Annotated in this window: 26 protein-coding genes, 1 tRNA gene and 1 pseudogene; 17 read left to right on the plus strand and 11 right to left on the minus strand. The window is 73.1% G+C overall.

Annotated elements, in window-relative coordinates; translation table 11 throughout:
• Positions 1–15: 15 nt before the first annotated feature.
• Positions 16–1572, minus strand: a complete 1557-nt coding sequence (locus DS079_RS04350) for a cytochrome ubiquinol oxidase subunit I (protein WP_126985200.1) — start codon at positions 1570–1572, stop codon at positions 16–18.
• Positions 1573–1906: 334 nt separating this feature from the next.
• On the opposite strand from DS079_RS04350, the gene DS079_RS04355 reads away from it, so the two are divergent.
• The 5 genes from DS079_RS04355 (at position 1907) to proB (ending at position 8236) form a co-directional block, all read left to right on the plus strand.
• The gene (locus tag DS079_RS04355) at positions 1907–4600 is read left to right on the plus strand and encodes an Rne/Rng family ribonuclease (protein ID WP_126985202.1); all 2694 of its coding nucleotides are present in this window, start codon (positions 1907–1909) and stop codon (positions 4598–4600) included.
• A 249-nt stretch (positions 4601–4849) separates the two neighbouring features.
• Positions 4850–5158 carry a 50S ribosomal protein L21 gene (rplU, locus tag DS079_RS04360; protein ID WP_029360839.1) on the plus strand — a complete coding sequence of 103 codons (309 nt, stop codon included), beginning with the start codon at positions 4850–4852 and terminating at the stop codon, positions 5156–5158.
• Between the two features lie 34 nt (positions 5159–5192).
• The gene (gene rpmA / locus DS079_RS04365; RefSeq protein ID WP_010551799.1) at positions 5193–5447 is read left to right on the plus strand and encodes a 50S ribosomal protein L27; all 255 of its coding nucleotides are present in this window, start codon (positions 5193–5195) and stop codon (positions 5445–5447) included.
• 111 nt (positions 5448–5558) lie between these two features.
• Positions 5559–7094 (plus strand): GTPase ObgE, encoded by a 1536-nt coding sequence (gene obgE / locus DS079_RS04370; RefSeq protein ID WP_126985204.1) that lies wholly within the window; start codon positions 5559–5561, stop codon positions 7092–7094.
• Entirely contained in the window at positions 7091–8236 is a 1146-nt protein-coding gene (gene proB / locus DS079_RS04375) for a glutamate 5-kinase (protein ID WP_126985206.1), read from the plus strand. The genes obgE and proB overlap by 4 nt, the downstream gene beginning before the upstream one ends.
• Here the strand turns inward: proB and DS079_RS04380 are convergent.
• Complete coding sequence (locus tag DS079_RS04380) at positions 8218–8838, minus strand: DedA family protein (RefSeq protein ID WP_053916715.1); 621 nt, start codon at positions 8836–8838, stop codon at positions 8218–8220. The genes proB and DS079_RS04380 overlap by 19 nt on opposite strands.
• Positions 8839–8958: 120 nt before the next feature.
• Between DS079_RS04380 and DS079_RS04385 the strand changes: the two genes are divergently transcribed.
• The 7 genes from DS079_RS04385 to DS079_RS04415 all read left to right on the plus strand — a co-directional run bounded on the left by DS079_RS04385 (position 8959) and on the right by DS079_RS04415 (position 12792).
• On the plus strand, positions 8959–10239 hold the full coding sequence (locus tag DS079_RS04385; RefSeq protein ID WP_126985208.1) for a glutamate-5-semialdehyde dehydrogenase: 1281 nt from the start codon (positions 8959–8961) through the stop codon (positions 10237–10239).
• A gap of 88 nt (positions 10240–10327) precedes the next feature.
• The gene (locus DS079_RS04390) at positions 10328–10522 is read left to right on the plus strand and encodes a hypothetical protein (protein ID WP_010551794.1); all 195 of its coding nucleotides are present in this window, start codon (positions 10328–10330) and stop codon (positions 10520–10522) included.
• A 35-nt stretch (positions 10523–10557) separates the two neighbouring features.
• Positions 10558–11133, plus strand: a complete 576-nt coding sequence (gene nadD, locus DS079_RS04395) for a nicotinate-nucleotide adenylyltransferase (protein WP_062950530.1) — start codon at positions 10558–10560, stop codon at positions 11131–11133.
• Positions 11130–11660, plus strand: a complete 531-nt coding sequence (locus DS079_RS04400; RefSeq protein ID WP_010551792.1) for a hypothetical protein — start codon at positions 11130–11132, stop codon at positions 11658–11660. Before nadD ends, DS079_RS04400 begins: the two co-directional genes overlap by 4 nt.
• Positions 11657–12034 (plus strand): ribosome silencing factor, encoded by a 378-nt coding sequence (rsfS, locus tag DS079_RS04405; protein ID WP_126985210.1) that lies wholly within the window; start codon positions 11657–11659, stop codon positions 12032–12034. Before DS079_RS04400 ends, rsfS begins: the two co-directional genes overlap by 4 nt.
• A complete protein-coding gene (locus tag DS079_RS04410; protein WP_126985212.1) occupies positions 12031–12666 on the plus strand; it encodes a histidine phosphatase family protein in 636 nt (211 codons plus the stop codon). Before rsfS ends, DS079_RS04410 begins: the two co-directional genes overlap by 4 nt.
• A gap of 53 nt (positions 12667–12719) precedes the next feature.
• Positions 12720–12792 (plus strand) — tRNA-Ala (locus DS079_RS04415).
• Between the two features lie 76 nt (positions 12793–12868).
• Here the strand turns inward: DS079_RS04415 and DS079_RS04420 are convergent.
• Positions 12869–13069, minus strand: a pseudogene (locus DS079_RS04420) (GyrI-like domain-containing protein); the annotation flags it as partial.
• Between the two features lie 85 nt (positions 13070–13154).
• Positions 13155–13628 carry a MarR family winged helix-turn-helix transcriptional regulator gene (locus DS079_RS04425; RefSeq protein WP_126985216.1) on the minus strand — a complete coding sequence of 158 codons (474 nt, stop codon included), beginning with the start codon at positions 13626–13628 and terminating at the stop codon, positions 13155–13157.
• 57 nt (positions 13629–13685) lie between these two features.
• On the opposite strand from DS079_RS04425, the gene DS079_RS04430 reads away from it, so the two are divergent.
• Positions 13686–14540, plus strand: coding sequence for an alpha/beta fold hydrolase (locus DS079_RS04430; protein ID WP_164736105.1), 855 nt, complete (start codon positions 13686–13688; stop codon positions 14538–14540).
• Here the strand turns inward: DS079_RS04430 and DS079_RS04435 are convergent.
• From DS079_RS04435 to DS079_RS04460, 6 genes are read right to left on the minus strand one after another with little or no spacing between them, the layout of a single operon-like run.
• Complete coding sequence (locus DS079_RS04435; RefSeq protein ID WP_126985220.1) at positions 14503–15117, minus strand: endonuclease III; 615 nt, start codon at positions 15115–15117, stop codon at positions 14503–14505. The genes DS079_RS04430 and DS079_RS04435 overlap by 38 nt on opposite strands.
• Positions 15114–16121: a sulfate/molybdate ABC transporter ATP-binding protein gene (locus tag DS079_RS04440; RefSeq protein ID WP_126985222.1), complete on the minus strand. Its 1008-nt coding sequence runs from the start codon at positions 16119–16121 to the stop codon at positions 15114–15116. Before DS079_RS04440 ends, DS079_RS04435 begins: the two co-directional genes overlap by 4 nt.
• Complete coding sequence (locus tag DS079_RS04445) at positions 16118–16888, minus strand: ABC transporter permease (RefSeq protein WP_126985224.1); 771 nt, start codon at positions 16886–16888, stop codon at positions 16118–16120. Before DS079_RS04445 ends, DS079_RS04440 begins: the two co-directional genes overlap by 4 nt.
• On the minus strand, positions 16885–17655 hold the full coding sequence (modA, locus tag DS079_RS04450) for a molybdate ABC transporter substrate-binding protein (RefSeq protein ID WP_126985226.1): 771 nt from the start codon (positions 17653–17655) through the stop codon (positions 16885–16887). The genes DS079_RS04445 and modA overlap by 4 nt, the downstream gene beginning before the upstream one ends.
• Positions 17652–18050, minus strand: coding sequence for a TOBE domain-containing protein (locus DS079_RS04455; protein WP_126985228.1), 399 nt, complete (start codon positions 18048–18050; stop codon positions 17652–17654). Before DS079_RS04455 ends, modA begins: the two co-directional genes overlap by 4 nt.
• 47 nt (positions 18051–18097) lie before the next feature.
• Positions 18098–19159, minus strand: coding sequence for a YeiH family protein (locus DS079_RS04460; protein WP_126985230.1), 1062 nt, complete (start codon positions 19157–19159; stop codon positions 18098–18100).
• A gap of 62 nt (positions 19160–19221) precedes the next feature.
• On the opposite strand from DS079_RS04460, the gene DS079_RS04465 reads away from it, so the two are divergent.
• Positions 19222–20130, plus strand: coding sequence for a LysR substrate-binding domain-containing protein (locus DS079_RS04465; protein ID WP_126985232.1), 909 nt, complete (start codon positions 19222–19224; stop codon positions 20128–20130).
• A gap of 87 nt (positions 20131–20217) precedes the next feature.
• Positions 20218–20562 (plus strand): cupin domain-containing protein, encoded by a 345-nt coding sequence (locus DS079_RS04470; protein WP_126985234.1) that lies wholly within the window; start codon positions 20218–20220, stop codon positions 20560–20562.
• 43 nt (positions 20563–20605) lie between these two features.
• On the opposite strand, the gene DS079_RS17025 is transcribed toward DS079_RS04470, so the two are convergent.
• On the minus strand, positions 20606–22267 hold the full coding sequence (locus DS079_RS17025; RefSeq protein ID WP_164736106.1) for an HNH endonuclease signature motif containing protein: 1662 nt from the start codon (positions 22265–22267) through the stop codon (positions 20606–20608).
• Between the two features lie 521 nt (positions 22268–22788).
• Here DS079_RS17025 and DS079_RS04480 point away from each other — a divergent pair.
• Both DS079_RS04480 and DS079_RS04485 read left to right on the plus strand, forming a co-directional pair.
• Positions 22789–23901 carry an NYN domain-containing protein gene (locus tag DS079_RS04480; protein WP_126985236.1) on the plus strand — a complete coding sequence of 371 codons (1113 nt, stop codon included), beginning with the start codon at positions 22789–22791 and terminating at the stop codon, positions 23899–23901.
• 17 nt (positions 23902–23918) lie between these two features.
• Positions 23919–24749: a uroporphyrinogen-III synthase gene (locus DS079_RS04485; RefSeq protein ID WP_126985238.1), complete on the plus strand. Its 831-nt coding sequence runs from the start codon at positions 23919–23921 to the stop codon at positions 24747–24749.
• The last annotated feature ends 4 nt before the right edge of the window (positions 24750–24753 follow it).

Here is a 24753-nt window from a genome sequence, read left to right on the forward strand (position 1 = left end):
CAGGTGGGTCCCTTCTCAGTAGTCGAAGGAGAGGGTGGGCGTGTCGAGCTCCTCGGTCTCCGGGTCCCGCTGCGGAAGCGGCGCGCCCTTCAGCGCGGCCTTCTGCATCATCCGGAACCAGATCACGGCGAGGACGCCGTAGACGAGGGTGAAGGCGACCAGCGAGGCGAGCACCATCCACGAGGGATGGGCGGAGACGCCCTGCAGCGTCATCAGCCGCACCGTCGGGTCGTCGGGATTGGGGTGGACGACCCAGGGCTGACGCCCGATCTCGGTGAACACCCAGCCGGCGGAGTTGGCGAGGAACGGCATCGGGATCGCGAGCACGGCGAACCACTGGAAGGCCTTCGAGCCCGTCGTGCGGGCGTTCTCGCCCTTGCCGCGGGTGACCCACAGCGCCCAGAGGGCGAGGATCCCGCTGAACGCCGCGAGGCCCATCATCAGGCGGAAGGACCAGTAGGTGACGAAGAGGTTCGGGCGGTAGTCGACCTCGACCTCCTCGCCGTGGATGTTCGTCGCGGTCTCGCCGAACTCCTCCTTGTACTGGGCGTTGAGGTCGTCGACGCCCTGCAGCGTCGCATCGAAGGTGCGGGTGGCCAGGAACGAGGTCACGTACGGCACCTCGATGAGGTGGGTGACGTCCCCGCACTGCTCGGCGAAGGCGTCGGGGCCGCCGATGGTGAGGATCGAGAAGCTCGCACCGGTCTCCGTCTCGCACAGCGCCTCGGCCGACGCCATCTTCATCGGCTGCTGCTTGAACATGATCTGGGCCTGGAAGTCGCCGGAGATCACCAGCACGATCGCGGAGACGAACATCGCCACCACGCCGAAGCGGACGGTGGGCCGGTAGAGGTCACGGGCGGCGCGGTGCTGCTCCTGGCCCTCCTCCGTCTCCAGCCCCATCTCGCGGGCCGCCCGGTGATGCTTGACCATGTGCCAGGAGGCGACGCCGGTGAGGAACGCGCCGGCGACGAGCCAGGCGCCGGAGACGACGTGGGGGAAGGCCGCCATTGCCGTGACGTTCGTGAGCACGGCGAGGATCGAGCCCTGCGAGGGGTCGAGCTCGGCCCGCCCGGTCTCGGGGTTCAGCAGCGCGCCGACGGGATGCTGCATGAACGAGTTCGCGGCGATGATGAAGTAGGCCGAGAGCGTGGTGCCCAGCGCCACCGCCCAGATCGTCAGCAGATGGATCTTCTCGGGCATCTTCCCCCACCCGAAGATCCACAGGCCCAGGAAGACGGACTCGAGGAAGAAGGCGGCGAGGCCCTCCAGCGCCAGCGGCGCACCGAAGACGTCGCCGACGAAGCGGGCGTACTCGGACCAGTTCATCCCGAACTGGAACTCCTGCACGATGCCGGTGGCGATGCCGATGCCGAAGTTCACGATCAGCATCGAGCCGAAGAACTTCGTCATCCGGGTCCAGGCGTCCTTGCGCACGGGATCCTTCGCGAACACGGCACGGGTGTTCATGATCGCGACGAGCAGGGACAGCCCGATCGTCAGCGGCACGAAGATGAAGTGGTACACGGTGGTGATGCCGAACTGCCACCGTGCCAGGTCGAGGGCTTCCATGGATCCTCCCGAGTGGACGACACGCTGTCATGAAAACTAGAGGGGCCGCGCGCACCGCCCCGGGGACCATGGTCCCCCTTCCGCGGCGGCAGATGCACGCTGTGCCATACTGGCCGAGGCACTCTCCTGCTCCGTACCGGGCGGGGGAACCTCCCGGCGTCGTGACGTCGAGCACCGGCCACGCGGACTCACCGCGACCGCAGTGCTCCCCGCGATCGGCATCGCAGCGCTCCCGCGTGGAGCTGCGCGACGGCGAGGGCCAGAGACTTCCGTCCCCAGGGACGATGACCAGACGGGGCCAGGGTGCGCTGGCCCTCCAGAAGGAGACGGCCGCATGGCTGACAGCACCCAGAATCCCGAGAACGACGCGTCGAACGATGCAGCACCCCCGGCACGGCGACGCCGCCGCGCGGGAGCCCCGGCCGGCGCTCCCGCCGTGACCCCGGAGCCCGCTGCGGCGCCCGAGGACGCCGCGCCGCGCACCGTCGTCGCCCCCCAGTCCGAGGAGCCCCTCGAGCCCGCGCCCGCCGCGCCGACGCGCCGTCGCCGCCGGGCCGGGGCGCCGGCGGGAGCGCCGACCTTCCAGGCGCCGACGGCCCAGCCGACGGAGGAGCCGGAGGCCGACGAGCAGCAGGAGCAGGCGCAGGGGACCGCCGCGAACCCCGTCCTGGACGATCTGAAGGCCCTCGCCTCCGCGACCGGCACCGCGTCCGAGACGTCCTCCGCCGCCGAGCCCGAGGTCGACGAGGACCGGGCGCGCCGCCGCGAGCAGGTCCAGATGGACTTCGCCTCCCTCCTCTTCCAGGCGCCGACCCCGCAGCCCCGCACCACCGTCGCCCCGCAGGACGAGGACGATGAGGACTCCCGCGACGAGGAGGAGGCCGAGGAGACCCGCGACGAGGACGCCCGGCCCTCGCGCCGCAGCCGGTCCCGCAGCCGCTCCCGCCGCTCCTCCTCCCGCGAGCAGGACGCGCCGCAGGACGAGGACACGGACCAGGACGACTCCGAGGACACCGACTCCGAGGGCGAGGACGACAGCGCCGACGGCTCCGCCGAGAGCGGCTCGGGCTCCTCGCGCCGGCGCCGGCGTCGCGGGGGCCGCGGCCGTCGCGGCCGCGGACGCGGGGAGGACGACTCCCCGAGCGGCGACCGCAGCGCCGAGGACAGCGCGCAGGAGGACTCCTCCGAGGACGAGGAGACCGAGGACGGCTCGGGCGAGGAGGGCTCCGGCTCCTCCTCGGGCGGCTCGAGCTCCAGCTCGCGCCGTCGCCGCCGTCGCCGCCGCTCGGGGAGCAGCGGGGACGACGGCTCCTCCCCGGACGATCCGCCGAACACCGTGGTCAAGGTGCGCGAGGCGCGCGACGAGGTCAAGGCCGTCAAGGGCTCGACCCGGCTCGAGGCCAAGCGCCAGCGCCGCCGCGAGGGCCGTGACGCCGGCCGTCGCCGCAGCGTCATCACCGAGGCCGAGTTCCTCGCCCGCCGCGAGTCCGTCAAGCGCTCGATGGTGGTGCGCGAGCGCCAGGGCAGCACCCAGATCGCGGTGCTCGAGGACGACGTGCTCGTCGAGCACTACGTCGCCCAGAAGTCGCAGACCTCGATGGTCGGCAACGTGTACGTCGGCAAGGTCCAGAACGTTCTGCCCTCCATGGAGGCCGCCTTCGTGGACATCGGCAAGGGCCGCAACGCCGTGCTCTACGCCGGCGAGGTCAACTGGGACGCGGTGGGCCTCGAGGGCCAGCCGCGCCGCATCGAGCTCGCGCTGAAGAGCGGCGACCCCGTGCTGGTCCAGGTCACCAAGGACCCGATCGGCCACAAGGGCGCGCGGCTGACCAGCCAGATCTCCCTGCCCGGCCGCTATGTCGTGTTCGTGCCCGGCGGCTCCATGACCGGCATCTCCCGGAAGCTCCCCGACACCGAGCGCAACCGGCTGAAGAAGATCATGCGGCAGATCATCCCCGAGGACGCGGGCGTGATCGTGCGCACCGCCGCCGAGGGCGCGAGCGAGGAGGAGCTCACCCGCGACGTCGAGCGCCTCACCGCCCAGTGGGAGAAGATCCAGAAGTCCCAGAAGTCGCGGTCCGCGCCCGTGGCCCTCTCGCAGGAGCCCGACATCGCCATCAAGGTGGTGCGCGACGTCTTCAACGAGGACTTCACCTCCCTGATCGTCGAGGGCGGCAAGGGCTACGACGACGTCCACTCCTACGTCTCCGAGGTCGCCCCCGACCTGCTCGAGCGCGTCACCCGCCATGTCGGCGAGAAGGACGTCTTCGCCAAGCACCGCATCGACGAGCAGCTGCTGAAGGCGATGGACCGCAAGGTGTACCTGCCCTCCGGCGGCTCCCTCGTCATCGACCGCACCGAGGCGATGACCGTCGTCGACGTGAACACCGGCAAGTTCACCGGCTCCGGCGGCTCCCTCGAGGAGACCGTCACCAAGAACAACCTCGAGGCGGCCGAGGAGATCGTGCGCCAGCTGCGGCTGCGCGACATCGGCGGCATCATCGTCATCGACTTCATCGACATGGTCCTCGAGGCGAACCGCGATCTCGTGCTGCGTCGCCTCGTGGAGTGCCTGGGCCGGGACCGCACCAAGCACCAGGTCGCCGAGGTGACCTCGCTGGGCCTGGTGCAGATGACCCGCAAGCGCGTGGGCCAGGGCCTGGTGGAGACCTTCTCCACCACCTGCGAGCACTGCCACGGACGCGGCATGACGGTCGACATGGACGCCGACGGCGGCCACAGCCACCCCCAGGGCGGCGGCAGCGGCGGAGGCGGCGAGGACGGCTCCAAGGGCTCCTCGCGCCGGCGCGGCCGGCGCGGACGCGGCGGGGCGAAGGACGAGGACGAGCACGGCGGCGACGCCGGCGGCTCCGAGGAGTCCGGCGACGTCCACCGCCTCGCCGACGACGAGGACAGCCGTGCGCTGACCCGCGCGACGATCGCCTCGATCGCCGCCGCCTCGGGCAGCCACAGCCAGCCCGAGGTCGTCGTCGACGGCCAGGTGGTCGATCCCGACGGGGACCAGTGACCTGTTCCACACGGTGTGACGGCGTTCTCGCTGGTCGGGGCGTGTCCCATGGTTGACCGGCTGTTCATGGGATCGTAAGCTGTCCCCTGGCGCAAACGCGTCGCAGTCGTCGTCCGGTGGACATCGCGCGACCGCATCTCCCGCCCGGCTCCCCGGCCGGGAACGGTTGACGGTCGCAGGTCCGCGGTGGTCACCCGAGTGGGCGCACGACTCGAAGACTAGATCCGAATCACAAGATGGAGACGTGACGTGGTGTACGCAATCGTCCGCGCAGGCGGTCGTCAGGAGAAGGTGTCGGTCGGTGACACCATCGTGATCAACCGCGTGGCAGGCGAGGCGGGCGACAGCATCGATCTCGCTCCCGTGCTGCTGGTCGACGGTGACAAGGTCACCTCCGCCCAGGCCGAGCTCGCGAAGGTCAAGGTCACCGCCGAGAAGGTCGAGGACCTCCGCGGCGAGAAGATCCGCATCCTCCGCTACAAGAACAAGACCGGTTACAAGAAGCGCCAGGGCCACCGCCAGGAGCTCACCCGGCTGAAGATCACGGGCATCGCCTGAGCGATCCCTCGACCAGACAAAGGATTGATCCCAGATGGCATCTAAGAAGGGCGTCAGCTCCTCCAAGAACGGCCGTGACTCCAACGCCCAGCGCCTCGGCGTGAAGCGCTTCGGCGGCCAGGTCGTCGGCGCCGGCGAGATCCTCGTCCGCCAGCGCGGCACCAAGATCCACCCCGGCGACGGCGTGGGCCGCGGCAACGACGACACCCTGTTCGCGCTCACCGCGGGCACCGTCGAGTTCGGCCGCAAGCGCGACCGTCGCGTGGTCAGCGTCGTCGAGACCGTCTGACACGCCGCCCCGGACCCGGGGCACCCAGCGTCCTTCGAGGGGCGGAGCCGATCGCTCCGCCCCTCGTCGCTTATCCACCCCCACGGCACCCTCGACCCTCGGAGAGCACCCATGGCCACATTCGTCGACCGCGTCCGACTGCAGGTCGTCGGAGGATCCGGCGGGCACGGCGCCGCCTCCATCCGGCGCGAGAAGTTCAAGCCCCTCGCGGGCCCCGACGGCGCCGACGGCGGCCGCGGCGGCGACGTGATCCTCGAGGTCGACGCCTCGACCACGACGCTGCTGGAGTACCACCACAAGCCGCACCAGCGCGCGACCGGCGGCGGCTTCGGCAAGGGCGACCTGCGCCACGGCGCGAACGGCGAGGACCTCGTGCTGCCCGTGCCCGACGGCACAGTGGTCACCGAGGAGGACGGCACCGTGATCGCCGACCTCGTGGGCATCGGCACCCGCTACGTCGCCGCGCGCGGCGGCAACGGCGGCCTCGGCAACGCGGCCCTCGCCTCGAAGCAGCGCAAGGCCCCCGGCTTCGCGCTGCTCGGCGAGCCGGGCCAGGAGCGCACCCTCGTGCTCGAGCTGAAGACCGTCGCGGACGTGGCGCTGGTGGGCTACCCCAGCGCCGGCAAGTCCTCGCTCATCGCGGCGATGAGCGCCGCCCGCCCGAAGATCGCCGACTACCCGTTCACGACCCTGGTGCCGAACCTCGGCGTGGTCGAGGCGGGAGAGCACCGGTACACGATCGCCGACGTGCCGGGGCTGATCCCCGGCGCCAGCCAGGGCAAGGGCCTCGGGCTGGACTTCCTGCGCCACATCGAGCGCTGCCACGTGCTGGTGCACGTGCTGGACGCCGCCGCGCTCGAGTCCGACCGCGACCCCGTCAGCGACCTCGAGATCATCGAGTCCGAGCTCGCCGCCTATGCCGCGAGCCTGGACGAGGAGGCGGAGACCCGCGTGCCGCTCATGGAGCGGCCCGCCGTGGTCGTGCTGAACAAGACTGACCTGCCCGACGGCGCCGACATGGCCGACCTCGTCCGCGAGCGGCTGGGGGAGCGGGAGATGCCGATCCTCGACGTCTCCGCGGTCTCCCGCAAGGGGCTGCGGGAGCTGTCCTTCCTGCTCGGCGAGCTCGTCGAGCAGGCGCGCGCCGCCCTGCCCGCTCCTGAGCCGGCGCCGGTCGTCCTCACCCCGCGCGGCGCGGATCGGGCCTCCTTCGAGGTCGTCACCGAGCAGTACGACGGCGGCACCGCCTTCCGCGTCCGCGGCGACAAGCCCGAGCGCTGGGTGCGGCAGACCGACTTCACCAACGACGAGGCCGTCGGCTTCCTCGCCGACCGCCTCGCGAAGCTCGGCGTCGAGGACGGGCTGTTCTCCGCCGGGGCCGTCGCCGGCTCCACCGTGCTCATCGGCCCCGGGGACGACGCGGTCGTCTTCGACTGGGAGCCGACGATGGTGGGCGGCGCCGAGATGCTCGGCCGCCGCGGCACCGACGACCGGCTCGAGGACCACCACCGCCCCACCCGCGAGCAGAAGCGCGAGGAGCAGAAGGCCCGCACCGCCGCCCGCATGGACCGTCTCGCCTCGATGGAGGCGGAGCGGAGGTCCGGCCACTGGGCAGATCCCTCGAGCGACGGGGACGGTCAGCGGTGAGCGTGGCGGAGCTGCGTCAGCCCGCCCGTCTCACCGCCCGCGAGGAGCTCGTCGGCGCCCGCCGCATCGTCGTGAAGATCGGCTCCTCGAGCCTGACCGACGCACGGGGGAGGCTGGACCAGTCCCGCCTCGACGGCGTCGCGGAGGTCGCCGCGACGCTCGCGGCGCGCGGCACGGAGCTGGTGATCGTCTCCTCCGGGGCGATCGCGGCCGCGCTCGGCCCGCTGGGACTGCCGGAGCGGCCCACCTCGGTGCCGCTGCAGCAGGCCGCCGCGAGCGTGGGCCAGGCCCTGCTCGCCACCGCCTGGTCCCGAGCCTTCGCCGCGCACGAGCGGACCACCGGGCAGGTCCTGCTCACCGAGGCCGACGTGATCCGCCCCCAGACCTATCGCAACGTGCGCAGCGCCCTGGAGGCCCTGCTCGAGCTCGGCACCGTGCCGGTGGTCAACGAGAACGACACCACCGCCACCCACGAGATCCGCTTCGGGGACAACGACCGCCTCGCGGCGCTCGTCGCGCAGCTGCTCGGCGCCGACGCGCTGATCCTGCTCACCGACGTCGACGCCCTCTACACCGCCCCGCCCCGCGAACCCGGTGCGGAGCGGATCGGCGTGGTCGAGGACGTGGCGCGCCTGGCCGGGGTGAGCATCGGCTCGGTCGGCTCGAAGGTCGGCACCGGCGGCATGGTCACGAAGCTGTCGGCCGCCCAGCTCGCCTCCACCACCGGCACTGCGGCGCTGATGACCTCCGCCGAGCGCTTCGCCGAGGCGGTGGAGGGCCGGGACGTCGGCACCTTCTTCCCTGCCCATCACGGCCGTCGCCGCTCGCGCCTGGTGTGGCTGCGCTTCGCGACCCGCGGCGCGGGGACGCTGCACCTGGACGAGGGCGCGGCCGGCGCCGTGCGCTCGCGCCGTCGCTCGCTGCTCGCCGTCGGCGTCACCCGGGTGGAGGGGACCTTCCCCGCGGGGGTGCCCGTGGACGTCGTCGCCCCGGACGGCACCGTGATCGGCCGCGGCCTGACCTCCTTCAGCTCCGACGAGCTGCGGGCCATGGCGGGGCGCGGCACCGACGAGGCGCGGGAGCTGCTGGGGGAGCGGTACCGCCGCCCCGCGATCCACCGCGATCAGCTGGTGGTGCTCTGAAGGACGCGGGACCGCGTCTCCCGGCCGGAGCGGATCCGCTCGATCAGCCAGCTCAGCACGAGCGCGAGCGCGATGCCGAGCACCACGCCCAGCAGCGGCCGCTCGCGGAACAGCAGCCCGCCGGCCATCCCGATCCCGACGTTGTACAGCGCCCAGGCGGTCGCGGCCAGCAGGGCGAAGCCCGCGAAGAGGGGCCGCGGGTAGCGGATCATGCCCGAGGCGATCGAGGTGGCGGTGCGCCCGCCGGGGATGAACCGGGCGGTGACGATGAGGGCGCCGCCGCGCGTGTTCAGGCCGTTCTCCGCCCAGGTCAGGAGCTTGTCGCCGGCACGTCGCGCGCGGAGCAGTCTGGTCACCGGCCCGGCGCCGCGGCCCACGTGATGGGCGATCAGGTCACCGCTCAGCGCCGCGGCCATCGTCACCGGGATCAGCACCAGCGCATGCGGCGACTCCTGCGCGACCGCATAGGCGCCGGCGGTGATCACCACCGTCTCCCCGGGGAAGACCGGGAAGACCGAGTCCGCCGCGACGACCGCGAAGAGCAGGACGTACAGCCACGGCGAGGCCATGACCACCTCGACCAGGTGGAGTACGGCGTCCATGCAGGCGATCACCTCGGGGCTCGGGAGAGGGGCGGACCGACCGAGGCTAGGGTCCCCTGCCGCATGTTCCCTGGGCGGACGCCCCGGGCTCCCTGGACGTCCCGCTCGTAGACTCGGGCCATGGACGATCAGCTGCTTTCCGTCGAGTCGGCCGTCCGCGGCGCCGCCCGCGCCGCGAAGGACGCCCAGCCCGTGCTCGCCCGCCTCCGCCGCGCCGAGAAGGACGCGCTGCTGCACGCCATGGCCGAGGCGCTCGTCGCCCGCGCCGACGAGATCGTCGCCGCCAACGCCCAGGACCTCGCCGCCGCCGACGAGTCCGGCATGGCCGCCGGTCTGCGCGACCGGCTCGCCCTGGACCCGCAGCGGATCGCGTCGATCGCGCAGCAGCTGCGCGACGCCGCCGCGCTGCCCGACCCCGTCGGCGAGGTGGTGCGAGGCTCCGTGCTCGCCAACGGCCTCGAGCTGCGCCAGGTGCGGGTGCCGATGGGCGTGATCGGGATGGTCTACGAGGCGCGCCCGAACGTGACGGTCGACGCCGCCGGCCTCGCGCTCAAGGCCGGCAGCGCCGTCGTGCTGCGCGGCGGCTCCGCGGCCCTGCACTCCAACACCGCGCTGATCGCGGTGCTGCGGGACGTGCTCGCCGAGCGCGGGCTGCCGGAGGATCTCGTCGTCGGGATCGATGCGCACGGCCGCGAGGGCGCCGACGTGCTCATGCGTGCCCGCGGGCTGGTCGACGTGCTGATCCCGCGCGGCGGCGCTGGCCTGATCCGCCGCGTGGTCGAGAACGCCCAGGTGCCCGTCATCGAGACCGGCACCGGCACCACCCACGTGCTGGTGGACGCGAGCGCCGACCTCGACCAGGCCGAGCAGATCGTGCTCAACGCCAAGACCCAGCGGGTCGGGGTGTGCAACGCGCTGGAGACGCTGCTGGTCCACCAGGACGTCGCCGCCGAGGCGCTGCCGCGGCTCGGCACCGCTCTGGCGGAGGCCGGCGTGCGCCTGCACGTGGACGAGCGGGCGGCCGCGCTGCTGCCGGCGGGCGTCGAGCATGTCCCCGCGACGGAGGAGGACTGGGACGTGGAGTATCTCGCCCTCGAGCTCGCCGTCGCCGTCGTCGACGACCTCGACGCGGCGCTCGCGCACATCCGGGCCCACTCCTCGGGCCACACCGAGTCGATCCTCACCCGCGACCTCGTCTCCCAGCAGCGCTTCCTCGCCGAGGTCGACTCCGCCGTGGTCATGGCGAACGCCTCCACCCGCTTCTCCGACGGCGGAGAGTTCGGATTCGGCGCCGAGATCGGGATCTCCACCCAGAAGCTCCACGCCCGCGGCCCGATGGGGCTGAGCGAGATCACCGCCACCAAGTGGCTCGTGGTCGGTCAGGGCCACGTGCGCCCGTGACCCCACTCCCACCCGGCGGGTTCCGGCCGGCACCCCGCCCGCGCTGTGGGATGATGGGCCGGTCACTCGAGGAAAGGCCTTCTAGAACATGATCGACCAGCTCATGATCCTCGCCGAGTCCGGCGCCGGCGCGAGCGAGGGCATCCCCGCACCCTTCATCGGGATCGGTGCGTTCGCGATCCTGATGACCATGCTGGCCATCACCTGGCTCACCGGGGGTGCGCACCACCGCAGCCTCGACAAGAAGCACGACGCGGACACCGACTCCGACACCGACCGCTGAGACCGGTGGAGCTGCAGCGACGACGGATCGGCGTGATGGGCGGGACCTTCGATCCCATCCATCACGGCCACCTCGTCGCCGCCAGCGAGGTGCAGAGCGTCTTCGCGCTCGACGAGGTCGTGTTCGTGCCCACGGGCCGGCCCTGGCAGAAGGCGTCGCAGGAGATCTCCGACCCGGAGCACCGTTACCTGATGACCGTCGTCGCGACCGCCGCGAACCCGGTCTTCACCGTCTCGCGCGTGGACGTCGACCGTCCCGGCGCGACCTACACGATCGACACGCTGCGCGAGCTGCACGCCGAGCACCCCGACGCGGACCTCTTCTTCATCACCGGCGCGGACGCGCTCCAGAACATCCTGACCTGGAAGGACACCGAGGAGATCTTCCAGCTCGCGCACTTCGTCGGCGTCACCCGGCCGGGGCACGAGCTGGACACCTCGGGACTGCCGGACGATGGCGTCACCCTGATCGAGGTGCCCGCCATGGCGATCAGCTCGACCGACTGCCGCACCCGCGTCGCCGCCGGCGCCCCCGTCTGGTACCTGGTGCCTGACGGGGTCGTGCAATACATCAACAAGTACGCGCTCTACACAGGAGGTGACGGCCGATGACCGAGCCGGAGACCACCCCGCGGCGCGGCCGCCGCGCCCGCGCGCTGAGCCCCGAGGAGCTCGCCGGTGCCGAGCCGAGCCCCGAGGCCCCGGGACGCCGCGGTGCCGTGCCCCCGCCCGACGCCGACGCGCCCGTGCCCGCCCTGCGCAAGTTCGGTCGCCGCGCCCGCATCATCGAGCTCAGCGACCAGCCCGCCCCGGAGCCCGTCGGCGCCCCTGCGCCCCGCGCCGCGGAGGCGGAGATCGTCCGCGACAGCGACGGCGTCGAGCTCGGCGAGCTCTCCGTCACCGACGCGCCCGATCCGCGCCCCGCACCGCGCTTCGACGGCAAGGTGCTCCACCGGCCCGAGAGCGCGGGCGGCCGCCGCCTGCTGTGGCTGGTGTGGGTGCTGATCGCCCTCGCGCTGATCGCGCTGGTCGCCCTGCTGCTGACCGGCGTGCTCTCGCCCTCGGAGGCCTCGGCCTCCGCCACCGCCCTGCTCGACACGACTCCCGCCCACCTCGTCCTGGAGGACCCCGCAGCGTGACCGCTCCCGAAGAATCCCTCGACCTCGCCCGCGTGGCCGGCCAGGCCGCCGCCGACAAGCTCGCCGAGGAGGTCATCGGCCTGGACGTCTCGGAGCTGGTGGTCATCACCGACGTCTTCCTGGTGTGCAGCGGGGACTCCGAGCGCCAGGTCTCCGCGATCGTCGACGGCGTGGAGGAGGCGCTGCTGACCCAGCGGCGACGCAAGCCGCTGCGCCGCGAGGGCGAGCGCGACGCGCGCTGGGTGCTGCTGGATTATGGCGACATCGTCGTGCACGTCCAGCACGCCGAGGACCGCGCCTTCTACGCCCTCGAGCGGCTGTGGCGCGACGCCCCCGTGCTCGACCTCGGGATCGACGAGGGCCGCCCCGAGTGAGGCCCGCCCATCGCACCCGGCTCGTCCTCGTGCGTCACGGCCAGACCGATCACAACCGGGAGGGCCGCCTGCAGGGACAGGTCGACATCCCCCTGAACGAGAACGGTCGGCACCAGGCCGAGACGCTCGCCCGCACCGTCGCCGCCTCCCCGCCCGACGTCATCGTCTCCTCGCCGCTGTCGCGCGCCCGCGACACCGCCGGGGCGATCGCGCGCGCCTGCGGGCTCCAGGTCACCACCGACGAGTCCTTCCTCGAGCGCAGCTTCGGGCAGTGGGAGGGCCTGCGCGGGGAGGACATCCGCAGCCGCTGGCCCTCCGAGCACGCCGACTGGCGCGCCCATCGGCCGATCACGGGCCTCGACATCGAGGACCGCCCCGAGGTGGGCGAGCGCGTCGCCGCCGGCTGCCGCCGCCTGCTCGAGGAGAACCCCGAGAGGACCGTCATGGTCGTCGCCCACGGCGCGGCGATCACGCTCGGGATCACCGCCCTGCTGGGTCTGGACATGCGCGGATTCCGCGGCATCGCCGGGCTCGAGAACTGCCACCGCTCGGTGCTCGAGCCGCTCCATGCGGAGCCGACGGAGGGCCTGATGAGGTTGCTGTCACACAACCTGCCCCCCGATTTCACCTGAGCGGGGAAGCGGGGTATTCTCGACGAGTCGCCTGATGGGGCGGCACCCGATACGGGGCTATGGCGCAGTTGGTAGCGCGCTTCCATGGCATGGAAGAGGTCAGGGGTTCGAATCCCCTTAGCTCCACTCGAGAATCTCGTGAGACAGTGACTCGTCAGAAGGGCCCCGGCAGAGCCGGGGCCCTTCTGCTGTGTCGGGAGGCTCAGCGCACCGGCTGGCGCAGGATCGTGCGCAGGCGCTCGGGCGCCGCGCGGCGCGGGTCGCCGAGGTAGATCTCGTGATGACGACCCGTCATCGCAAGTCCCCGGGAGGGGATCTCCTCGTGGTGCATCCGCTCGAGCACGGGGCCCTCCTCGTCGTAGGGGCCGATGTGCAGGGTCTGCAGGCAGCGCCCCCGGCCGAGCTCCTGCTTCGAGCGGAGCTTCAGACGGTAGGCGAGGGGATGGAGCGCCTCGAGCACCGCCTCGTAGGCGAGGGAGGGGTGCTGGTCAGCGGCCGTCCTCCTCGAGGGCGATCAGTGCGAGGTCCATATGGTGCAGCACGCGCAGGGTGCCGTCGAGCTCCGCGGCGGTGAGGTCGCCGCCGACCCGCTCGAGCAGGGCGAGCTCGCGCTCCAGGACCGCGGTGATCGCCTTCTTGCCCGCGGGCGTGAGGCGCACGAGGCGGGAGCGGCGGTGGGCGGGGTTATCGACCAGCTCGACGAGGCCGTCCGTCGCCGCCTGGTCCACCATGCGCTGGGTGTACTGGCGGCTGAGGTCCTGGGCGCGGGCGAGCTGCGGGACCGTGCGCTCCCCGTCCCGGCGGAGCTGGTCCAGGACGTTGCGCACCCCGACGGAGAGTCCGCTGACCTGCTCGTCCTGCTCCACGAGGCGCGCGACGCGGCGGTAGACGGGGCCGAGGGCGACATAGACCTCGGCGAGGCAGGGCGCGAGGGCCTCCGGGGCGAGAGGAGGGTTGTCCATCGACCCAGTATGACACCTGGGTTGGCATCCACGGCGGGAGATGACACCCTGGGTGTCATGAACGCTGCGATGACGCACCCCGCCCCGATCCACCTCGACCTCCCCGACCAGCGCATCTCCTATCTCGACCTGCCCGGCACGGATCCGGACGCCCTGCCGCTCCTGCTGCTGCACGGCGGCGCCGTCGACTCCCGGATGTGGGGTCCGCAGCTCGGCGCCTTCCCCGAGCGGCGCGTCCTCGTCCCCGATGCCCGCGGGCACGGCGGCTCCTCCGACGCGGAGGCGCCCTACCGGCTCGTCGACGACGTGGTCGCCCTGCTCGATGCGCTGGGGATCGAGACGGTGGTCGCGGCGGGCATCTCCATGGGCGGGAGCACCGCCGGCGACCTCGCCCTCGAGCACCCGGAGCGCGTCGCCGGGATCCTGGTGGGCGGGACCGGGACCAGCGAGATCGAGTTCACCGATCCCTGGGCCCTGCAGGCCTTCGCCGACTGGAGGGCCGCCGAGTCCGGCGGTTCGGCGCAGGCCTGGATCGACGTGCTGCAGCGCTTCACCGCCGGCCCCCATCGCACTCTCGACCAGGTCGACCCGGCTCTCCGCGATCTGATCCAGGAGATGGCACGGAGCACGCTGGACCAGCATCTCCGGCTCGACGAGAACGGGGTGCCCGTGCGCCCGCACCCGCCGACCCCGGTGACCGGGACCTGGGAGCGCGTCGGAGATCTGCGCATCCCCGTCCTCGCGCTCGGCGGAGCGCTCGACGGCGACGACCACCGACGCAGCGGTCGCCGCCTCGCCGAGACGGCCCCGCGAGGGCGGTACGTGGAGCTCGACGGCGTCGGCCACTATCCGAACCTCGAGGATCCGGCCGCGTTCAACGCTGCGGTGCGGGAGCTGCTGGACGCGCTCTGAGCTTCCCCTCCTCGACGATCAGGCCGTGCAGCTCCGCCAGCTCCGGCACGGTGAAGGCCGCCTCCTCGAGCGCCGGGACGAGCGCACGGGCGAAGGCCCGGTAGGTGCCCGGGAGCTCGGCGCCGCGCTCGCGCAGGGCCCGCCGCGCGTACTCGTCGCAGAGGAAGGCGGGCCGGGCGAAGCAGTACAGCGAGATCGCATCGGCCGTCTCCTCGCCGACGCCCTCGACGGAGAGGAGCTCTCGGCGGAGGGCGGTGTCGTCCAGCTCGTCGGCGGCCGCGGCACGGCCGGCCCACCACGCCGCGAGCGCCTGCACGCGCCGCGGCTTCGTGCGCGGGAAGCCGGCCGGGCGGACCAGCTCCCGCACGTGCTCCTCGTCGGCCGACGCGAGCCGGGCGGGCTCGCGCAGTCCGGCGGCGGTGAGTGCGGCGAGGGCCTGCGCCGCCTGCTCCCACCGGGAGCGCTGGACCAGCACCGCGCCGAGCGCGATCTCGAAGGGCTCCTCGCCGGGCCACCACCAGCCCTGCAGGCCGTGCCGGTCGAGCAGCTCGCGGTGCAGGGCGCGCAGGTCGATCATGCGAGGTAGGTTTTCACGTCCTCAGGGGCGACCGCGAGATGCACCACCGTGCCGGGGGCGAGATGCCGGGCGGCGGCGTCCTGCGGGGACAGGTCCGCGGCGAGATCCTCGGTGCGCACCCGGACCAGGTCGCCGTGCGGGGTCAGGGAGTGGACGGTGCGGGGGAGCCCCTGCTCGGCGAGGCGCACCGCGGCGGGGCGGAAGGCGGCGAGCACCGCGGTGCCGGGGACGAGGGGGCTCTTCGCCGAGAGGCGGCCGCCGCCCTCGAGCTCGATCCGGTGCCCGTCCCATCGGCCCGCGACGAGGTTCAGCCCCGCCAGCCGTGCCGCGAAGGCCGAGCGCGGTCGGGCGAGGACCTCGGTCGTCGGCCCCGCGTCGACCTGCCGGCCCTGCTCGAGCACCACGACGCGTTCGGCGAGCGAGAGCGCGTCCAGGACGTCGTGGGTGACGACGATCGCCGTGCGGCCTGCGAGGAATCCGCGCAGCTGCTCGCGCAGCGCGGGCGCGACGTCGACGTCCAGCGCAGCCATCGGCTCGTCCAGCAGCAGCAGCCGGGGATCCGCCGCGAGCGCCCTCGCGATCGCGACCCGCTGCGCCTGTCCGCCGGAGAGCTGGGCGGGGCGGCGGGCGGCGAGACCGGCGAGGCCCAGGGCGTCCAGGTGCTCGAGCGCCCGGCGCCTCGCGTCCCCGCGCGGGACGCCCTGGGCCCTCAGCGGGAAGACGACGTTCCCGAGCGCCGAGAGGTGCGGGAAGAGCACCGGGTCCTGGCTCAGGGTGGTGACGCGGCGGTCATGCGGCGGCACCCAGGTCCCCTCGTCGGCCAGGATCCGGCCGTCGAGGGAGACCGAGCCGGAGCTGGGGCGCAGGTCCCCGGAGATCAGCGACAGCGCGGTCGACTTCCCGGCGCCGTTCGGGCCGACGAGGGCGAGGGTCTCGCCGTGTCCGACCTCGAGGTCGAGCTCGACATGGCGCTCGGCGACGGCGGCACGCAGCACGAGGCTCATGCGCTCCGCCTCCGGTGCGCGAGGGCGATCACCGCGACCGCGACGAGCATCAGCACGAAGGAGAGCGCCACCGCGGCCTCCGGATCGCTCTCGCGCTGCAGGTAGATCTCCAGCGGCAGGGTGCGGGTGGTGCCCTGCAGGGAGCCGGCGAAGGTGATCGTCGCGCCGAACTCCCCGAGCGCACGGGCGAAGGAGAGCACGGTGCCGGAGAGCAGGGCGGGCAGCACCAGCGGCAGCGTGACGTGGGTGAGGACGCGGGAGGGGCGCGCCCCGAGCGAGGCGGCGGCCCGCTCGTAGCGGGTGCCGGCCGTGCGCAGAGCCCCCTCCAGGCTGAGCACCAGGAAGGGCAGGGCCACGAAGGTCTGCGCGAGCACCACCGCGGTGGTGGAGAACGCGATCTGCACACCCAGCACCTCCAGGTGCCGGCCCAGCAGTCCCTGGCGCCCGAAGGTGTACAGAAGTGCGATGCCGCCGACCACCGGCGGCAGGACCAGCGGGATCAGCACCAGCGAGCGCACCAGCGACATGCCGCGTCCGTCGGTGCGGGCGAGCAGCAGCGCCATCGGCACGCCCAGCAGCACGCAGGCCGCGGCGCTGGTCAGTGAGGTCTGCAGGCTCAGCCGCAGCGCCGCGAGCGAGGACTCCGAGGTGATCAGGGCCCAGAAGTCGCTCCACTCGACCCGGAGCGCCATCGCGGCGAGCGGCAGGACGACCAGCAGCGCGCCGAGCCCGGCCGGCAGCAGGATCCAGCGGGGGAGGGTCCTCATGCGCCGCCGAAGCCGTATCCGGCGAGGACCTCCTGGCCCTCCTCGCCGGTGACGAGGTCGACGAACTCCTGGCCCAGCTCCGGGTTCGCCGCGCCGTCGACGGTGGTGATGGGGTAGGTGTTCACGGCCTCCTGCGCCTCGGGGAAGTCGATCCCCTCGACGGCGTCGCCGGCCTTCTCCACATCGGTGACGTAGACCAGGCCCGCATCGGCCTCGCCGCTGGTGACCTTGTTCAGCACGTCCGTGACGGACTGCTCCTCGCTGACGGGGGCGAACTCGAGTCCCGCCGCCTCCTCCACCGTCCCGGTCGCCGCGCCGCACGGCACCTCCGGCGCGCAGACGACGAGGTTCAGGTCGCCGGTGAGGGAGGCGAGGTCCGTGACGCCCGCGGGGTTCCCGGCCGGCACCGCGATCCTCAGCGTGTTCGTGGTGAAGTCGACAGGATCCGCCGCGTCGAGGCCGGCGTCGGTGAGCTTGTCCATGTTCTTCGTGTCCGCAGAGGCGAAGACGTCGGCCGGGGCGCCCTGCTGGATCTGCTCGACCAGCGTGGAGGAGCCGGCGAAGCTGAACTCGACCGTGACGCCCTCGTGCTCGGACTCGAACTGCTCGCCGAGCTCCTCGAAGGGCTCCTGCAGGGAGGCGGCGGCGAAGACGTGGAGGGTGACCGGTGCGGCGGCCGGGTCCTCGGCGGGGCCGCCGGAGCCGCACGCGGCGGCGGTCAGCGCGATCGCCGCGGCGGCGGCCGCGGAGCGGAGCAGGGTCTTCATGACGGCTCCGCCTCGATCACGACCTGCGTGGCCTTCACGACGGCGCTGGCGACCCTGCCGGGCTCCAGCCCGAGCTCCCGGGCGGCCTCGCTGCTCATCAGCGAGACGACGCGGAAAGGACCGCACTGCAGCTCGACCTGCGCCATCACGGTGTCCGTCACGACCCGGGTGACCAGCCCCGTGAAGCGGTTCCGGGCGGAGGAGGCGGTCGTGCCGTGCAGCTCGGGCGTCACCGCCAGCTCCCGGGCGAGGCGCGCGACCTCGACCCCCTCGAGCACCTTCCGGCCGCTCGCGTCGTGGGTCGCCTCGAGGGTCCCCTTCTCGATCCACCGTCGCACGGTGTCCTCACTCACCCCGAGGAAGGTGGCGGCATCACGTACCCGCATCTGCGTCATGAGGACCACCATAGCGGCGCAGATGCGGGTTCATGGGACGGAAGTCCTCAGGCGACGAGCAGCACCCCGCCGAGCGCGACCGAGGCGACGAGCGCGGTCGAGAGCGCGGCGAGGAGGAAGGGGCGCGGTCCCACCTGCTTCAGCAGCGAGATCCTCACCCCGGTGCCGAGCGCGAACATCGCCGCGGCGAGCAGGAGGGTCTGCAGCAGCGACCCGGCCTCGAGCACCGGCTCCGGGAGCGGCACGAAGGAGCGCACGAGCACCATGGCGAGGAAGCCGACCACGAACAGCTGCACCAGCGGCGGCTGCTTCCCGTCCTTCGCGCCGTGCCGGCGCTGCTGCATCGACATCACCGCCATCACCGGCGCGAGCATCAGCACGCGGGCGAGCTTCACGATCACGGCGACGGTGAGCGCCGCGCCCCCGCCGATCGCGCCGCCCGCGGCGACGACCTGGGCGACCTCGTGGATGGAGGCGCCCGCCCAGAGGCCGGCGGTCTCGCCGTGCAGGCCCATCAGCGCGGCGGCCGCGGGCACCAGCACGATCATCAGCGAACCGCACAGCACCACCAGCGCCACGGCCGTGACCGTGTCCTCCTCGCGCTCGTCGTCCGGATCCGTGACGCCCGCGGCCGCCGCGACCGCCGCCGCGCCGCAGATCGAGAACCCGCAGGCGATCAGCACGGTGAGGTGACGGCCGACGCCGACGAGCCGGCCCAGCAGCACGGTCCCGAGGATGCCGACCCCCACCTCCGCGACCACGACCAGCAGCATCCCGATGCCGAGGGAGGCCAGGTCGCCGAGCGCGACCTGCAGTCCCAGCAGCACGATCCCGGCGCGCAGCAGCTTCTTCGAGGCGATCGCGAGACCCGGCGCCGCGGCCCGGGGGAGCGGGACGACGTTCGCGAGCACCACGCCGACGACGATCGCGAGGACCAGGGCGCTGATCCCCGGCAGCAGCGGTGCGACGAGCATCGAGACGACCGCGACGCCGAGGGCGAGCGCGAGGCCCGGCAGGATCGAGAGGGCCGGGAGCGTCGAGGGCGTCGATGTCGAGGGGGCGGCGCCGGAAGCGAGGGTTCGTGAGGGAGCGGAGGGCATGACGTCCACGGTTCCACCGCCTCTGACCTGCCGGTAGTCGGCAGTTCACCAGCAGGGCATATAGTTCTGATATGCCATCCTCGTTGCCGAACCTGTCGGCCCTCGCCCTGTTCGTGGCCGTGGTGGACGAGGGCGGGCTCGGCGCCGGCGCCCGGCGCGCCGGGATCCATCAGCCCAATGCGAGCCGGATGATCGCCCAGCTCGAGGCGCAGGCGGGCACCGCCCTGCTCGAGCGCGACCCGCGAGGCTCCCGTCCCACCTCCGCCGGGCTGCTGTACGCGGCACAGGCACGGCAGCTGCTGGAGGCGGCCGAGCAGTTCTCCGACTGGCTGCGGCACAGCCGCGAGGAGGGCGTGCACGAGCTGCGCGTGGGGGTGTCGATGACGATCGCGGAGCACCTGATGCCCGCCTGGCTGGCCGAGCTGCGCCGCCGCAGCCCGCGCACCCGGGTCGACCTCGAGGTGCTCAACTCCACCCAGGTCCTCGCCGGGGTGCACGACGGGCACCTGCGGCTCGGCTTCGTCGAGACGCCCCGCCTCCCGCGGGACGTGCACACGCTGACGCTGCGCGAGGACGAGCTCGTGGTGGTCGTCGCCCCGGAGCATCCCTGGGCGCTGCGCGAGGGGCCGCTCGAGCTCGACGAGCTCGCCTCGACCCCGCTCGTGGTGCGCGAGGGAGGGTCCGGCACGCGCGACGCCTTCGAGGAGCTCGTCCCCGCGGCGGGCGGGACCCCGCCCGTCCAGGAGCTCGGCAGCAACGCCGCCGTCCGCATCGCCGTCGCCTCCGGTGCTGGGCCCGCGGTGCTCAGCATGCTCGCCGTCCGCTCCGGGCTCGAGAGCGGGCAGCTGCTGCGGGTGCCGCTGGCGGGCTCCCGTCTGCGCCGCCCGCTGACCGCGGTGTGGAACGGGCCCCGGCGGCTCAGCGGCCCGGCAGCGGATCTCGTCGCCGTCGCGACAGCAGCCACGCCGCCGCCCCGGTGATCGCGCCGAGCAGCGCGCCCGCCGCCCGGCCCGAGGGCGCGGCCGGGGTACGTTCGGAGGCGACATCGAGAGCAGGAAGGGTGCGACATGCCGATCCTCACCAACACCGCGGAGCAGCCCGAACAGCCGCGCCGCGGCGCCGTCTGGTCCATCGCCGTGCCCGAGCGCGAGCTGGACTCCAACCTGATCCGACTGCCCGCCGGGGAGGAGATCCCCGCCCACATCGGCGCCGAGGTGGACACGCTCGTGCACGTGGTGCGCGGCGAGGGCGTGCTCACGACGGAGGACGGCGAGGAGCCGCTGCGCGCCGGGGACGTCGCGCTGCTGCCCCGCCGCACGGTGCGCGGGTTCCGGGCGGAGGAGGACGGACTGGAGTACCTCACCGTGCACCGGCGTCGCCGGTCGCTGACGATCCAGGGGCCGCGAGACTGAGCGCGGTGCAGCGGTCACCCGCGTCCGGACGTGGCGCCGCAGGTCAGAAGGGTGGCGGATCCTCGTAGGGAGAACTGCCGGGCTCCTCATCTCGCGCAGCCGGCTCGCCCAGGGCGGGAGGCCCCTTCGGAATCGGCGATCTCGCCGGCGACGTCGGCGGAGGAGGTGGCGGAGGAGGTGGTGTCTGAGCCGGCGGTGGCGACGACGCCGTCCGGCGGTCGACGAAGGCCCGCCAGGCGCGGTCGAGGTCCTCGACGGCGAGTCGTGTGCCGAGGTCGATGTCGTCGGCCGTGATGACCTGCTCGCCGCGGGTGCCGATCCGCCACCGGGTGCGTCCCGGGCCGAGTCCCTCACCGGGCTCCGGCCCGCTGGCCGGGACGGGGAGCCTGGTCGGGTCGAGATCGCCGGCGGTCTTCGCCTGATGGTGCTGCCAGCACAGCAGGTGGAGGTTCTCGAGCTCGGTGCGACCACCTCGGGCGGGGTCGGTGTGGACGAACTCCTCGATGTGGTCGGCCTCGGAGGCCCAGGAGACCGGTCGCGTGCAGCCGGGGACCGCACAGGTCGAGCTGCGCAGGCGGAGATTCTCGAGCATGGCCTGTGTCGGCGGATATCGGTCCGGGGGCAGCGGCAGGAAGGCGCCCGTGCACGCATCGGTGAGGATCCGATACCAGACGCTCTCGCCGCCCGCGATCTCGCGCGCGACCGCAGGAGGGAGCGGGATCGTGCCCTCGAGCATGCCGGGGGCGTCGGAGAGGCCCAGCAGGGTGAACACCGGCACGGTGACGTTCAGGCGGAAGCGCGGCGCGGGCACCCTCACGCCGTCGGTGTCGAACTCGGCGTTCAGCATCAGGTCGTAGCGGAGCCGGTCGAGCGGCACGGGGCGCTGGGTCGCGCTCGCGATGCCGTCGAGGTCATAGGGGATCTCGGTCCCCTCCCGCAGGGCGCTGCGCTGTGCGGCCTGGATCGCATGCGCGGTCTCGTCCAGACGCTTCCAGAACGCGAGGATCTCTGGGATCGGCCCGCGCAGCGACGCCGCTCCGGTCCCGGCGCGCCCGTCGGGGGTGAGCTCGACCTCGCGCGGCAGAGCCTCCGCCGGAGCTGACGGGTCCTGCTCGCGCTCGGCGAGCAGCCTCACCAGCGCGCGCAGCAGAGTGAGGAAGCGCTCGACGGGGATGTCGGCGGGCCAGGCGGTGAGCGCCGCATCCAGCAGCCTCCGGGACTCGTCGCCGAGATCCTCCGACTCGCGCAGCACTTTCTGGAACCACCAGCTGGGCAGCGCACCCGCCTCCAGGCGTGCGAGCGTGCGCGGCAGCTGGTCCACCGCGCGGTGCGCCGCCAGGAGCTCCCGCTGCGCGACGCCGTGCGTCACCCGCAGCGCCATCGCGGCGCGGAGGGTGTCCACGTCGTCCGCGCAGTCCCCACCCTCGGACTCGATCAGCACGGCGAGGGCGCGGAGGCGCGCGGCCAGGGCGCGGGCGCTCGCCGTCTCGGCGTCCCAGACCCGCTGGGCCGCCTCGCCGAGCCGCATGTCCTCCTCGCAGCCCGAGCGTGCGGGGAGGTCCTCCCGCGTGCGCGCCGCGCGGGCCCGGACGACGCGCAGACGCGAGGGGAGGGAGTCGAGGAAGGCGAGGGCGGCCGGGTCGAGGGCGGTGCCGTCGATGTCGTCGTCGCCGGCGCTCGCCGGCGTGCTCGTCGCGGTGCTCATGTCCCCACCTCCTCCGTCGGCCTGGAATATCTCGAGACTACGGCGTCGGTGTGACAGAAGAAAGGTGTGTGGATGAGTTTCGGATGTTTCCTGGGGGTATCCACAGAATGGTGTGTGCGGGTGTGGACGAGTGAGGTGTGGGGAGGGGAGGTCGCGCGCGGGGAGGGGGATCGGGGGCGTCATCCACATTCTGAGCTGGGAGTCCGTCGTCCGTCGGGGTGGGGTGCAGGGCGTGTCGTGTGGGGGCGTGGATCGAGTCTTCTTGTTGTTCCTTCAGCGTGCATTAGGCGGAATCGCTCTCGAGGTCCCATTGTAAAATGTACTTGATCTCTTTCGGGGAATAGTTGTCGAGTGGCGCGGGAAGGTGCCCCGCGATATTGCGCGGCCTCTCGTCGGGTCGCGCGCAACGGCCCCCGCTTGCGCATCTTCCCGCCCTCCGTTCTCGTGTCCTCCCGTCGTCCACCCGCCGCGGCGCACCCCGCAGTTCGCGCGTCCTCCCCGCGACCAGGCAGACTGGGGGCATGGCTGACCCACAGGATCCCCGCGTCGCGGTATATCTCGATTTCGACAACATCGTCATGTCCTGGTACGACCGGGTGCACGGACGGCAGGCGTACAGCCGCGACCGCCACCGCATCGCGGAGGACCCCACCGAGCCCGAGATCGCCGAGCGGCTCGCGAAGGCGACCGTCGACGTCGGCGCCGTGATCGACTTCGCCGCCTCCTTCGGGTCCCTCACCCTCACCCGCGCCTACGCGGACTGGTCCTCGCCGGTCAACGCCGTCTACCGCAGCCAGCTCGTGGCCCGTGCCGTCGACCTCGTCCAGCTGTTCCCCGCCGCGGCCTACGCCAAGAACGGCGCCGACATCCGCCTCGCCGTCGACACCGTCGAAGACCTCTACCTCCTGCCCGACCTCACCCACGTCGTGATCGTCGCCGGGGACTCCGACTACGTCCCCCTCGCCCAGCGCTGCCGCCGCCTCGGCCGCTACGTGATCGCGCTCGGCGTCGCCGGCTCCACCGCGAAGTCCCTCGCCGCCGCCTGCGACGAGTTCGAGTCCTACGAGAACCTCCCCGGCGTCGAGCGGCCCTCCGCCCCCGCACGCTCCCGCTCCCGGCGCCTCGGCGGCGGGGACGAGGAGGGACGCGGGACCTCGCGCTCCCGCAGCCGGCGCGGCCAGGGCGGCGCCGACAGCACGGACGGCACCGACGGCGCAGAGAGCACCGAGAACACCGAGAGCTCCACCAGCGCCGAGAGCACCGAGAACAGCGGCGGCTCCGGCTCGCGCCGCGGCGGCCGCAGCCGGCACAGCGGCGTCGACAGCAGCGCGAGCACCGCCTCGCAGGAGATCGAGGACCGCCTCGACGACACGCTCGAGGACGAGGACGAGGGCGAGGAGGACCCCCGCGAGTCGGCCACCCGCCTGCTCGAGCGCGCCCTCCAGCTCGGTGGCCGCGGCGACAGCGAATGGCTGCACAGCTCGGCCGTGAAGTCCCACATGCGCCGCATGGACCCCTCCTTCAGCGAGAAGGCCCTCGGCTACCGCTCCTTCTCCGAGTTCCTCAAGGCGAACTCCGACATCGCCGTGCTCGAGGAGACCGGGCACGAGCGCCTCGTGCGCGCCAAGGACTGACGGGGGACCGGCGCGACATGACGACCCTGCTCTCCGACGCCCTGGCCGGACGCACCGTCATCACCGCCGTGGACCGGCGCTCCGAGGAGCTCGCCGCCGCCCTCGAACGGCACGGCGCCCGCGTCGTGCCCGCCGCCGCGATGTCCACGATCCCGCACGTCGACGACGACACGCTGCTCGAGCGCACCCGCTCGCTGGTCGCCGCGCCGCCGGACGCGACCGTCGTCCTCACCGGCGTCGGGATGCGCGGCTGGCTCGAGGCGGCCGACGCCGCCGGGCTCGGCGAGGACCTCCGCGCGGCGCTCGGCGCCTCCCGCATCCACTCCCGCGGCACCAAGGCCCACGGCGCGGTGCGCGGGGCGGGGCTGGACAGCGTCTACGTCGCGGCCTCCGAGACCGCGGCCGAGCTCGGCGAGGAGCTGCTGCGCACGGGGGTGGACGGTCTGCGGATCGCCGTCCAGCACCACGGCTCCGGCGACGACGGGCTCGACGAGCTGCTCACCGCGCACGGCGCCGAGGTGATCAGCCTGACCGTCTACCGCTGGGGGCCGCCGTCGGATCCCGCCGCCCTCACCCGCGCGGTCGAGCTCGCCGGCGCCGGAGGGGCCGACGCCGTGCTGTTCACCTCCGCGCCCGGCGCGACCGGCTGGCTCGACGCCGCCGCACGGGCCGGGACCCTGGACGCGGTGAGGGAGCGCGCCCGAGCGGGCGCGCTGGTGCTCGCGAGCGTCGGCCCCGTGACCTCCGCGGCGCTGACCGCCCGTGACCTGCCCGTCCTGGAGGCGGAGCGGGCGAGGACGGGCTCCCTCGTGCGCACCGTCGTGCAGCACTTCGCCGCACTCTCCTGACAGC

Source organism: Brachybacterium paraconglomeratum (genome assembly GCF_003994255.1).
Taxonomy (GTDB): domain Bacteria; phylum Actinomycetota; class Actinomycetes; order Actinomycetales; family Dermabacteraceae; genus Brachybacterium; species Brachybacterium conglomeratum.